The following is an 11,697-nucleotide window of genomic DNA, read 5'->3' on the forward strand; positions in this document are numbered from 1 at the left end:
TGTTTAGTTGTCAAATTGTCAATTGAATCGATATTGCGACGCAGATTTTGGTTGAATGGTTTACGGGTGATAGATGGGAATCAAGTCGCTTGGAATGGCGGAACTGCTGTTGCCTCTAAACTGAGGCGAAAAGGAATTGGCCAATATATCTTTACATTTTTTACAGTAAATGTTATTTGTTTTACTGGGCTTCTTAAAAATTGCTTTTTTAGATCTTGGTAAGATGAAAATTTCCAATTCCTTAAAAATTGGTGCTTGACATATTACCTTAGTACTTACTGATGTTTTTACGGCTCATCATTTCATTATCACCTACATTCAATTATAAAATGCCAGCACCCCTCTTGCAAAAAAGTTAAAAAACGAATATTATATATATGTTTTTATAAAATGTTCGTATTTAATTGGAGGTATCATATGTTTAAACTAAAAGAACACGGAACAAATGTTAAAACTGAAATTATTGCCGGTTTAACCACCTTTTTAACAATGGTATATATCGTTGTTGTCAATCCGATTATCTTATCGGAAGCAGGCGTTCCGTTTGATCAAGTGTTTACAGCGACAGTTGTTGCCACGATCATCGGCACATTGTGGATGGCGCTGTCGGCAAATTATCCGATTGCGATCGCCCCGGGTATGGGAATGAACGCATATTTTGCCTATACAGTTGTTGGGGCGGAAAAAGTTAGTTATGAAATCGCCTTTTCAGCAGTATTTCTTGCAGGCATCTTATTTATTATTCTTTCGCTAACTCCGTTTCGTAAACAAATAATTGAGGCCATTCCAAGCAATTTAAAAAATGGAATTACCGCCGGCATCGGCTTATTTATTGCGTTTATCGGACTAAGAATGACCGGGCTGATCACCGATCATCCGCAAAATTTAGTGACTCTTGGGGATCTGCATTCCCCTTCCGTTGTTCTCGCCTTAGTCGGCCTTGCTATAACTCTTATCTTAATGAGCTTGAATGTTCATGGTGCACTTTTTATCGGAATGATTTGTACCGGTATCATCGCATTTTTTACCGGACAATTATCGTTTGACCAAGGAATTGTTTCAATTCCAAAACTGCCGGAAGGCATTATAATCGCCAACCCGATTGATGCAATTGGGGATGTGATTCAACATGGCCTATTTGCAGTCGTCTTTTCCTTTTTATTAGTCACCATTTTTGACACAACTGGAACAATGATTGGCGTTGCCAAACAGGCCGGTTTAATGAAAGGGGATGAAATGCCGAATGCACGCAAAGCCCTTCTAGCTGACTCAATAGCAGCAACAGCAGGCGCTATGCTCGGGACAACTCCGACGAGTGCTTACATTGAGTCTTCTTCAGGAGTAGCTGCTGGCGGTAGAACTGGATTGACAACTTTAACCGTTGCCGTATTGTTTGGAGTTGCTGCATTTTTCAGTCCGATCGTTGCAGCTGTGTCCGGCATTTCAGCGATCACAGCTCCTGCGTTGATTATTGTCGGCAGCTTAATGATGGGTTCGATTGCCGATATCAACTGGAAAGAATTAGATGAAGCTTTTCCTGCCTTTTTAGTTATTTTAAGCATGCCGCTGACATCAAGCATTGCAACCGGAATTGCGCTAGGATTTATTTCCTACCCGCTTTTAAAATTGATGAAAGGAAAATGGAAAGAGATTCATCCACTTTTGTACATTTTCGCCGTACTATTTTTCATCCAGCTCTTTTTCCTGGGAGGTCATTAATTACGCATTGCGAAAGTGGCTTCCCCAAAAGGGAAAATCTATTAAAAATAAAAAATGGATATCGGGTTTTGAATTAGAAATGACCTCTCTAAGCTGATATGCACCCCTTAAGGTAGAGCAATCTGTTTACCTTAAGGGGAGTTTTTCTATGTATAAACATTCGAAAATCTTTGCGTAACACCGTTTCGTCGTTCACCAAAAGAGCTTTTCTATATATCAAGATTCGAGAGAGTTCTGGATGCGGGCTGGACCTCTATTCAGTTGGAACGAACTATTAAATTTGTGGAGCATTAATCATCATAAGGGTCTGTCTAGAAATTCAAGTCCTATTATTGAAAACAAAAGTCATAAATAGAATAGTAAATTTTAAAATAAAAAAACATCGACTATTTTTCATTTTATAAATTCCTTTCACTTATTTGTATTTTGGGATTGCTTATCTTCTCTTTCTATCATTTCCCAATTGTTCCAATTCCCAAAAAACCAAAATACATAATTGTATAAAAAATTATCTCTGTATCAGAATAGAATTTAACAATATCCATACGTGGTACTGTAATTTTCATATAAAAAATAAATAATGATAACTCGATTATGTGAACGATGAAAATTCCTCCAAATTTATTAAATCCCGTATAATTAACGATAGTTTCCAATAAAATACTTAAAGGAATAAGTAAGATAAATCCAGCAAGTACATTCAAAGATAAAAATATTGGTCCATAAAAACTTAAAAACTCGAAACTAACCATTATACTCGCTACATACTGTAAACCCATTATGAAACATATAATGATAATTAAAACAATTACTATAAATATAGGAACTAAAAAAAAATCTTTTTTCATGTCAACAATTTAAAGCAGAACAGTTAACTGTTCTGTTCTGCTTCCTCCTTATTTCTTAAGTTTATAATAGAAATGAAACGATGATTTTAGCAATATCATCTGCAACATTTTCTGGTATACCAGCTTTTTGAAGACCTTTAGATATTCCGCTTTCAGTTGTAGTTTCTACTTTTTTCAGTCCATCGGCTATTTTTAATCGATATTTTTTTATTTTATTAGCTGCTGATTTGCTTAAAGGTGCGAGAGCTTCCTCAAGTACCCATCCACCTGCTCTTAATATTGATGCAAGAACTTTTAATTTAGCTTCTTCATCGACTGAATCTTTCAAAACTTTAGCTGTTGCTATTTTAGTTGTCTTACTATGAGTAGCTGCCGATGCTCCTATTGGTCCAATTCCTAAGGTTAATATAATACTGTAGGTAGCACTTTTGATTTCATAATTTTCATTTTCTTTCTCCCCTTTATTTTTTTTGAAAATTCAATATAATTGTTCTTTATAAATTTAACATGTAATACCAATAAAGTGAATATTTTAAAATTGTTTTTATGTTTTTATCCTCTAGCATAGCATTAATACTGCCCTTTATTATTTCTTTATCCATATCCCCCCTCTTTCAAGAAAATCTTTACTTACGTCGTAACACGTATCGGGAACGTTCGAGAAAGTTTCACCGTCTTAACAAGGTTTATCGTGTTCGTTCTTCCATGCCAAACGCACATTTTTCCTAGACAACGGTGTTACATTTTATTTGGCGCTTACTGTAAATGTTATCTGCCGGTTACAAGAGAGGAAGTAGTAAAATGAAATGTATCATCATTGGAGTGATTTTCATGCATAAGATTTTTAATATTTCTTTAGGCATTGTCCTTGTATTTTACATCTTTTTTTCATTGCTTATCGATGGCAAGGATTTGCCTTTCATCTATTTAGGCATCGTTTTATTGTTTGCATCTGTATTGCTTAGACAACAAAGGTATTTAAGAAAAAGATAATTTGTAGATTTTCGAAAATTCCAACAGTTGAGTTTTTTTTGCCTTTATCAAGCTTTCTAATCACCAATTGAATTTTTTTTTAGTTAAAGGAATCATCACTTCACTATTTGTCTATTCGACTGGGGTCAGTTCAAGCTGTTAAATCGGTCTATGAGAGGTAAGTATTGTAAATATTGTGTGAATTTTATGAACACAGTGGAAAGCAAGGGGCAAAATTGTGTATAATAGAAATGTACCGCTTTAGGAGTTTGACATCAAAGGTCTTGACATTGAAACTGTAGGTTTGTGTTTTTGGGATGCATTAAACGATAAGGAGTGGTTTTTTGAAACCTTCAACAAACCGTATGCTAACCCGTATCAAGTCCGTTTACATGTTCATTCAAGAAAGAGGTACTGTAACAACACAAGAGCTTGTAGATGAATTCGGCATTACGCCAAGGACGATTCAGCGCGATTTAAACGTGTTGGCATACAACGATTTAGTGCACAGCCCTGCGAGAGGCAAATGGGCGACAACCAACAAAAAGGTCAAGATGTCATCCTAACCGAAAAAAGATAATACACAAGTTCATATACATATAAAGGAACCTTTAAAGGAGGTTCCTTTTTTCTTGCTTATCTTTCATGTATGATAGCGGAAGCCGACCTCAGCTGTTCCAGTTCCTCGTCTGTCAATTCGCGGTATTCTCCTGTTTGCAGCGCTGGATCAAGTTGAAGCGTTCCTATTTTCAATCGTTTCAAATATTTTACTTTTTTCCCTACAGAAGCAAACATTCGCTTGATCTGATGGTATTTTCCTTCCGTAATGGTGACATAAACTTCCGAAATTTCACCTGAATGAATGGTTTCAAGCAGCGCCGGTTTGGTGACATACCCGTCATCTAATCGAATTCCTGAACGAAACTTTTCTGCATCTTCTTGCGTCACGGAACCGATGATTTTGGCATAATAAGTTTTCGGGACGTGCTTTTTTGGCGATGTTAATTGATGGGCAAGCTGTCCATCGGATGTCAATAGCAATAGCCCTTCGGTATCTTTATCAAGCCGTCCTGCCGGAAACGGGTGATAAACAAGATCTTCCGGCTCAAGCAAATCAAGAACCGTTTTTTGAAAATGATCTTCAGTCGCCGACAAAAAGCCAGCCGGCTTGTTCATCATCAAATAGATGTGTTCTTTATAGATTACCCGTTCACCGTTGACCGTCACTTCTTGCTTGTCTGGATCGACATTTGTTTTAGGATCTGTCACCACTTCTCCATCAACCTGAACGATCCTTGCCTTTATCATTTTTTTCACGTCTTTTCTGCTTCCGTACCCCGCATTGGCTAAAAGCTTATCGATCCTCATCGATTCACCCCCTCGCCCGTTTTCTCTTGAGCGCAGATCCGAAAATAACTGCTAAAAAACCGGTTTGTTTGGCCAGCGAAAAATACGAACCGGCTCCCAATAAAACAGCTCCTCCCACCAAGATGGCAGCCGTTGCCTTATTTTCATGGTAGTCGGCAAATACAGAGAAAAGAGAAGAAAATGCCATAACGACAACACACATAAAGATGACCAATATTCCTGTAAATATTGTTCTTTTGCAAAATTTTTTAAAGGAATAGCCCGAATGGCGGCGAATCATCGCAAACCCATAAATCAGCGAACCTATAAAACCGATGGCCGTGGCCAAAATCGAACCGTACGCTCCAAAGAGGCCGATGAGCCAACTGTTTAAGCAAGCTTTTAACAGAAGGCCGAATGCCAAGCTGATGACCGCGAGCTTTTGTTTATTAATTCCTTGTAAAATCGCGGCTGTGGCCGTAAAATAGGAAAACAATAAAGCGATCGGTGCATAGGCTGTTAAAATGCTTGCTCCTGTTTTATTATCATTATAAAAAACGATGTAGATCGGTTCGGAAAGAATCATCATCCCAACAGTCGCCGGAAGGACAAGAAACATTAAAATTTGGAACGTTTGGTCAATTTGTTTGCGGACAAGCAACATGTTTTGATCAATAAAGGATTTCGTAATCGCCGGCACCAACGTTAAACCAAAGGCTGTCGCAAGTGAGACGGGAATCATGACAATTTTATTTACTAAGAAGTTTACCATTGCATATAAATCTTGCGCGGTTTTTCCTTCTCCGGCTTGTATCATCGCTTTATTGAACGTAACGGAGTCGACAAATTGATACAAAGGGATCGCCAAGCTGACAAACACAAACGGGCCGGCGTAGCGAAACACCTCGAAAAACATTTGCCTTGTTGAAATGTCAGACGGTTCTACAATATTTTCCTGCATTGCCAAAAGGGAATTTTTTCTCTTGATCCAATAAAGAAACAGGACAAATAATCCGCCAATGGCTCCGACGAAAGCTGCAAAAGTTGCATAACCGACCGCTGTCACTAAGTCGCCATGCCAAACTTTCATAATGAGGTAGCTGGAATATAATAAAAAAGCGATGCGAACAAGCTGCTCAACAACTTGGGAAACGGCAGTCGGACCCATCGATTGATGCCCTTGAAAGAAACCTCTTAATAAACTCATGACAGGAACAACGATAAGCGCCAAGCTGACCATCCGAATGACAAAAGTGACTTCTTCAACCGTCACCCCTTGCAGTTCATTTTGGCCAAGTTGGTGCACGGCAAAGATCGGGGCGGTTATATATAAAATCCCGCAAGTGACGATGCCGGTAATGAGCATGACAACCAGACCCGAGCGAAACATTCTTCGGCTCGTCGCATAATCGCCAATAGAATTATACTTTGCAACAAATTTGGAAATGGCCATTGGAAATCCCATTGTGGCAACACTCAAAAAAATCGTATATGGGACATATCCGTATTGATACAGAGCGCTTCCGAGCTCCCCGACCAATGCAAAAAAGGGAATGACATAAATCATTCCTAATATTCTTGAAATATATGTGCCTAACGTTAAAATAAACGTTCCTCTCAACAATTTATTCGACATATTTTTCCCACCATTAATCCAACAAATTTCAACTTTATTATTTTACCACATTCCTAGCAAAGGAAGGTACAGCCAACGAGAATTGAAATCAAAAAAACATCTTCTTATAATGAAACAAGGGTTAATTTTTGCAAAGGTTGTGGGATTATGGAATATGATGTCATCGTCATCGGCGGCGGCCCTTCCGGACTTATGGCCGCAATTGCTGCCGGGGAAAACAATGGAAACGTCCTTTTGTTAGACAAAGGAAATAAACTTGGAAGAAAGCTCGCTATTTCCGGCGGCGGGCGCTGCAATGTGACGAACCGGCTTCCGGTTGAAGAAATGATCAAGAATATCCCGGGCAACGGCCGATTTTTATATGGGGCATTTTCTCAATTTAATAATGAGGACATCATCCTCTTTTTTGAAAAGCTTGGGGTCCGTTTAAAAGAAGAGGATCATGGACGAATGTTTCCGGTATCCAACAGAGCACAAGACGTTGTCGATGCGCTTCTGTCCGAACTTAAAAAACTGGGCGTCCACATAAAAACGAACCATCCGGTCAAAACAATTGAATACGAACAAGGTAAAGTGAAAGGCGTCTGTTTGGAAAACGGAGCTTTTCTTCCTGCCAAGGCTGTCGTTGTGGCTGTTGGCGGCAAATCAGTTCCGCAAACAGGTTCGACGGGCGATGGTTACGCTTGGGCGATAAAGGCTGGGCACACCGTAACAGAGTTATACCCGACTGAAGTGCCAATCACATCGAACGAACCGTTCATTCAAAAGAAGATGCTGCAAGGCTTGTCATTGCGGGATGCCGCTTTAAGTGTCATCAACAAGAAAGGGAAAACGGTCATCACCCACCGGATGGATTTGCTTTTCACCCACTTTGGCCTTTCTGGTCCTGCTGCGCTCAGATGCAGCCAATTTGTCGTGAAAGAACTGAAAAAGGAAAAAAGCTGCGTGCTGGCGATCGATGCTCTTCCGGATAAAACGGAGGAAGCGCTCCTTCAACAAATTGCCAAAAAATTAAAGGCAGAACCGAAAAAATCGATCAAAAATGTTTTAAAAGGATTATTGCCAGAACGTTATTTGCTCTTTTTGCTTGATGCCTCCGAAATTGATCATTCGATGACATATTCTCAGCTTTCAAAGGAAAAACTGCGGAATTTTGTCCATCAAATAAAAGATTTCCGTTTTGAAGCAAACGGAACGCTGCCGATCGAAAAAGCATTCGTGACAGGCGGCGGCGTTTCGACGAAAGAAATTGATCCCAAAAGCATGGCCTCAAAAATTATGCAAGGCCTCTATTTTTGCGGAGAAATATTGGATATTCACGGCTACACCGGCGGGTTTAATATCACAGCTGCGCTTGTGACGGGACGCCTGGCAGGTTTAAACGCAAGCCTTTATGCAAAAAGGGGCTGTCCAAAAAGTCAGGGTAACTGACTTTTTGGAGCCCCTCATTTTTTCACTTTTTAAAAAAAATGCACAAAAAAACCGTCCTTTCTAGTAAAATGAAGTTACCACACAACATTACAGAAAGGACGATTTTTTATGAGCAATCAAATGATTACTCCTGAAAATTATAACACACAAATGACACTTCCTCTAGATGTAAAAGAAGAAAAAGCTCCTGCCAAAAGAAATTTAGCCCCTACTTTCAAACCATATGACAACCGTCAAGTTCAAATGATTTATGATATTGAATCTCTTATACCCGAACATCACGTGGCACGTGTCGTGGACGAAATGGTGGAGGCGATACCAGATAAACAATTGTTTTCTCATTATAAAGGCGGCGGCAGAAGTTCCTATCATCCCAAAATGATGCTGAAAATCATTCTGTATGCTTATTCTCAAAAGGTTTATTCCTGCCGAGGAATCGAAAAACTCGTTAAAGAAAATATTCCTGCCATGTGGCTTTCAGCGATGCAACAACCAGATTTTCGCACCATTAATGAGTTCCGAGGGGAACGGATGAAAGCTTTCATGGATGAGCTCTTTGAAGTCATGATTCTCAAATTGATAAAAGAACATTACATCACGATGGAAAACTACTTTTTGGATGGCACTAAGATCGAAGCCAATGCCAATAAGTATTCTTTTGTGTGGAAAAAATCCACTTTGAAATTCGAAGAGAAATTAAAAGAAAAAATCCAAGAAACACTAAAGCACATTCATGAATTAACCCAATTAGAAGCCGGAACAGGGCAAAAGGAAAGCGATCAACATACAGAGATCACCGAACAAAACCTGGAGGAAATCGCAAAAGAAATAGAAGAAAAAGTTGAAACGCTAACGGAAGAAATCGAAAAGGAGACCGATACATCCATTCGGAAAGAGAAGCGAAAAAAACGCAGTCAATTAAAGAAATCGGTGAAACAAATTCGTGAAGATTTCCTGCCCCGAATGGCAAGATACAAAGAACAAAAGGAAATGTTCGGTGACCGTAACAGCTACTCGAAAACAGACAAAGACGCAACCTTCATGCGCATGAAAGAAGACCAAATGAAAAACGGTCAGCTCAAGCCCGGATACAACGTGCAAATGGGGACAGAGAATCAGTTTATCTTGTTTTATACCATTCATCAACGACCGACCGATACACGTTGCTTTATCCCACATATGGAGAAGCTAGCCTCCACTTCATTACCGATGCCCCGAACAGTTATTGCGGTTGCAGGCTATGGTAGTGAAGAAAACTATGTATATGCAGTTGGTGATGAGAAAGAGCCCCGGTTTGAGTTTCTAATTCCTTATGGGAGCTATGTAAAAGAACAAACACGTACATACAAAAAAGACATTAAAAATGCCAAAAACTGGACCTATTGTGAAGAGGATGATTGTTTTATTTGCCCGAATGGAAGGAGAGTAACGTTTAAAAAATACCAAAACAAAAAGAATCCATCTGGCTATGAACAAAGCTTCAAAATATACGAATGTGAAGATTGTACCGATTGCCCATTGAAAGCGAAATGCACAAAAGCGAAGGGAAATCGTCAAGTTCACTGGAATCCCATCTTCGAAGAAATGAAAGCAAAGGCCAAAACAGCCCTTGAATGTGAAGAGAAAGCCGCTATCTACGCTCGACGCAAAGTCGAGGCAGAAAGTGTGTTCGGTCACATCAAGGGCAATCGGTCGTTCCGCAGATTTTCTTTACGGGGGCTCGACAAAGTACATGTTGAGTTTGGGATTGTGGCATTAGCCCACAACATACTGAAAGTAGCCGGCATCCGCCAGCTACTTTCAGATAAAAATCGAAAAAATATAAAAGCAAGTGGAGAGAAACGAATTGTTTTTCTCCACTTGCTTCATTTTAGGGACTTATCGGACAGCCCCTTTTTGTTGGAGAAGAATATCGAGCCATTTCATTCTTTCTTCATCGGAAGCCTCCAAAAATTTTTTCTCCAGCAATTGACGTAAAATAAACTGTTTTCGATCCGGATCGTCAACTTCCTCAATGATGCGTTTTCGGCTTGCCTCAAGGAATTGCATATAAGAAGCAAATGTTTCATCAAACTGGTGCGCAAGCTCATTTTTGATTTTTCTCGCAAGTCCCGGAACTTTTCCGCTCGTCGACACGCTGATAACCAAATCTCCCCTTTTGAATGTTGCAGGCATGATGATATTGCTGTTTTCCGGTGCGTCGACAACATTGACCAGCTGATGTGCTTCACATGACTGAAAAACTTGTTGATTGACATGTTTGTCATTGGTTGCGGCAATAACAAGAAACGCTCCGGCCACATCCTTTTTTTCAAACATTTTTTGTTTCCAACAGATTTTTTCTTCTTGATGCAACCGAAACAGATGATCAGACAGATGTGGACTGACAACTGTTATATCAGCACATGCATCGAGCAAAGCTTTTATTTTTCTTTCCGCTACCTTTCCGCCGCCGATAACGACTGTTTTTTTTCCTTTCATTTTCAACATCACACTGTAGTACATATAGCCACCCTTTTACCATTTTTCGCCGTACGCTTACAAATAAATGCCGATTTTTTAGACGGTTCTTCTATTCAGCTAATTTTTTAGACGATCGCCAAGGATAACAAAAAGAAATGTTTTCAGGAAATCGAGGCATGATTCCTTGCACAATTGTTTCCCCACTTACCTATATAATAGACTTTTCCTCAAGTTTGTGGAAGTTTTTTAAAAATGACTTTTTTATTCTTTGTAAACAATCATCGCTGAAAAACAGTAAATTTGTTCGTCTTTTTGATCGCATGCTACCGCCACATGATATTTTATATCGACATATTTGGGGCTTGAAAGGGTTGTTAAAAAGGCGTTCACTTCCTCTTCCAAATCTTTTTCATGTTCTTCGTCAAAAATGGCGACTTTATAGCTCAATTTCTTCACACTCCTCGTTTTATTGTTGTTTCCAATATACTTTTATGCTTGTACAAATATGACAAAAAAGTTGTTTTGAAAAAAGAAGGGAGCTTGCAAAAACGTTGGCGGATTGATTTGAAACTGATCATCGTATTCTTCTGCAGAATTAGGGGGTTTCGCTGCGGAAGTTAGAAGTTCAATGAAGATTTTCCTCCTCTTATGTTTATTGTTTGTAGGCGGTCATTTTCACTTTATGACGATGATGCTAACAAAAGAGAGGGGAATTCCATGAAAGTGACAAAGCGTTATTCGATAAAAAAGGGGCAGCTCAAAGTCGAAAACCGACTTATGAACTGCCCCCTGTCAAGTAGACAGTAGAAATAATAAAAATATACCTAAGCGGCTTTAGCTCTATATTCCATGGGGCTAAGGCCGTTTAATCTTTTTTGATACCTTTCATAATGATAAAAGCGGATGTACTCATCAATCGCAAGAGATAATTCTTCAAATGACTGATACTTATGTAAATAATACTTCTCGCATTTAAAGCGTTCCCCAAAAAGACTCCATTGGCCCATTATCAATACATATGCCTACTCTTGACATACTTTGTGTCATCCCTGCTTGGTCTATCCTACGTTTTATATTGGAACTCACGGTCACTATGAATAAGTGGATGCTCTCCATTTAAAAGTGCGGTGGCTTGATCCAACGTTTGGAATACAAGATGATTATTATTGGAATGTGCTAAAACATAGCTAACAATTGATCCATCATCACTAGCATTGCAGTAATTAAATCTGATGATTCAAAATACTAAGAATGTTCAATTTTTTATTGATTTCGAAACAA

The 11,697-nt window shown here is 39.0% G+C and carries 10 protein-coding genes and 1 pseudogene; 5 read left to right on the forward strand and 6 right to left on the reverse strand.

All coding sequences use genetic code 11. The features are described 5' to 3' along the window. Positions 1 to 417: 417 nt before the first annotated feature. A complete protein-coding gene (locus AC0KTX_RS15840) occupies positions 418 to 1,719 on the forward strand; it encodes an NCS2 family permease (protein ID WP_474253052.1) in 1,302 nt (433 codons plus the stop codon). 909 nt (positions 1,720 to 2,628) lie between these two features. Here AC0KTX_RS15840 and AC0KTX_RS15845 read toward each other — a convergent pair. Next, positions 2,629 to 2,895 (reverse strand): hypothetical protein, encoded by a 267-nt coding sequence (locus AC0KTX_RS15845; RefSeq protein ID WP_474253053.1) that lies wholly within the window; start codon positions 2,893 to 2,895, stop codon positions 2,629 to 2,631. A gap of 473 nt (positions 2,896 to 3,368) precedes the next feature. Between AC0KTX_RS15845 and AC0KTX_RS15850 the strand changes: the two genes are divergently transcribed. Both AC0KTX_RS15850 and AC0KTX_RS15855 read left to right on the forward strand, forming a co-directional pair. Beyond that, positions 3,369 to 3,560 carry a hypothetical protein gene (locus tag AC0KTX_RS15850; protein ID WP_474253054.1) on the forward strand — a complete coding sequence of 64 codons (192 nt, stop codon included), beginning with the start codon at positions 3,369 to 3,371 and terminating at the stop codon, positions 3,558 to 3,560. Positions 3,561 to 3,883: 323 nt separating this feature from the next. After that, positions 3,884 to 4,105: a DeoR family transcriptional regulator gene (locus AC0KTX_RS15855; RefSeq protein WP_474253055.1), complete on the forward strand. Its 222-nt coding sequence runs from the start codon at positions 3,884 to 3,886 to the stop codon at positions 4,103 to 4,105. A 70-nt stretch (positions 4,106 to 4,175) separates the two neighbouring features. On the opposite strand, the gene AC0KTX_RS15860 is transcribed toward AC0KTX_RS15855, so the two are convergent. Both AC0KTX_RS15860 and AC0KTX_RS15865 read right to left on the reverse strand, forming a co-directional pair. Then, positions 4,176 to 4,907, reverse strand: coding sequence for a pseudouridine synthase (locus tag AC0KTX_RS15860; RefSeq protein ID WP_474253056.1), 732 nt, complete (start codon positions 4,905 to 4,907; stop codon positions 4,176 to 4,178). 4 nt (positions 4,908 to 4,911) lie between these two features. After that, positions 4,912 to 6,522, reverse strand: a complete 1,611-nt coding sequence (locus AC0KTX_RS15865; RefSeq protein ID WP_474253057.1) for a putative polysaccharide biosynthesis protein — start codon at positions 6,520 to 6,522, stop codon at positions 4,912 to 4,914. 147 nt (positions 6,523 to 6,669) lie between these two features. On the opposite strand from AC0KTX_RS15865, the gene AC0KTX_RS15870 reads away from it, so the two are divergent. Next, positions 6,670 to 7,953: a BaiN/RdsA family NAD(P)/FAD-dependent oxidoreductase gene (locus tag AC0KTX_RS15870; RefSeq protein ID WP_474253058.1), complete on the forward strand. Its 1,284-nt coding sequence runs from the start codon at positions 6,670 to 6,672 to the stop codon at positions 7,951 to 7,953. 108 nt (positions 7,954 to 8,061) lie between these two features. Then, a complete protein-coding gene (locus AC0KTX_RS15875) occupies positions 8,062 to 9,930 on the forward strand; it encodes an IS1182 family transposase (RefSeq protein ID WP_474253059.1) in 1,869 nt (622 codons plus the stop codon). Here AC0KTX_RS15875 and AC0KTX_RS15880 read toward each other — a convergent pair. The 3 genes and pseudogenes from AC0KTX_RS15880 to AC0KTX_RS15890 all read right to left on the reverse strand — a co-directional run. Next, a complete protein-coding gene (locus tag AC0KTX_RS15880) occupies positions 9,832 to 10,458 on the reverse strand; it encodes an NAD(P)-binding protein (protein ID WP_474253060.1) in 627 nt (208 codons plus the stop codon). The two genes, AC0KTX_RS15875 and AC0KTX_RS15880, sit on opposite strands and share 99 nt — an antisense overlap. 219 nt (positions 10,459 to 10,677) lie before the next feature. Next, the gene (locus tag AC0KTX_RS15885) at positions 10,678 to 10,863 is read right to left on the reverse strand and encodes a sporulation protein Cse60 (protein ID WP_474253061.1); all 186 of its coding nucleotides are present in this window, start codon (positions 10,861 to 10,863) and stop codon (positions 10,678 to 10,680) included. Positions 10,864 to 11,240: 377 nt separating this feature from the next. Next, positions 11,241 to 11,620, reverse strand: a pseudogene (locus tag AC0KTX_RS15890) (transposase); the annotation flags it as partial. Positions 11,621 to 11,697: the final 77 nt, after the last annotated feature.

The organism is Aeribacillus sp. JST-2, assembly GCF_056032925.1.

What these genes read in the sequence shown, in the direction of transcription:
- AC0KTX_RS15840 (WP_474253052.1), top strand. Translation starts at nt 418, where the DNA reads ATGTTTAAACTAAAAGAACACGGAACAAATGTTAAAACTGAAATTATT.
- AC0KTX_RS15875 (WP_474253059.1), top strand. Translation starts at nt 8,062, where the DNA reads ATGAGCAATCAAATGATTACTCCTGAAAATTATAACACACAAATGACA.
- AC0KTX_RS15870 (WP_474253058.1), top strand. Translation starts at nt 6,670, where the DNA reads ATGGAATATGATGTCATCGTCATCGGCGGCGGCCCTTCCGGACTTATG.
- AC0KTX_RS15865 (WP_474253057.1), bottom strand. Translation starts at nt 6,522, where the DNA reads ATGTCGAATAAATTGTTGAGAGGAACGTTTATTTTAACGTTAGGCACA.
- AC0KTX_RS15860 (WP_474253056.1), bottom strand. Translation starts at nt 4,907, where the DNA reads ATGAGGATCGATAAGCTTTTAGCCAATGCGGGGTACGGAAGCAGAAAA.
- AC0KTX_RS15880 (WP_474253060.1), bottom strand. Translation starts at nt 10,458, where the DNA reads ATGTACTACAGTGTGATGTTGAAAATGAAAGGAAAAAAAACAGTCGTT.
- AC0KTX_RS15850 (WP_474253054.1), top strand. Translation starts at nt 3,369, where the DNA reads ATGAAATGTATCATCATTGGAGTGATTTTCATGCATAAGATTTTTAAT.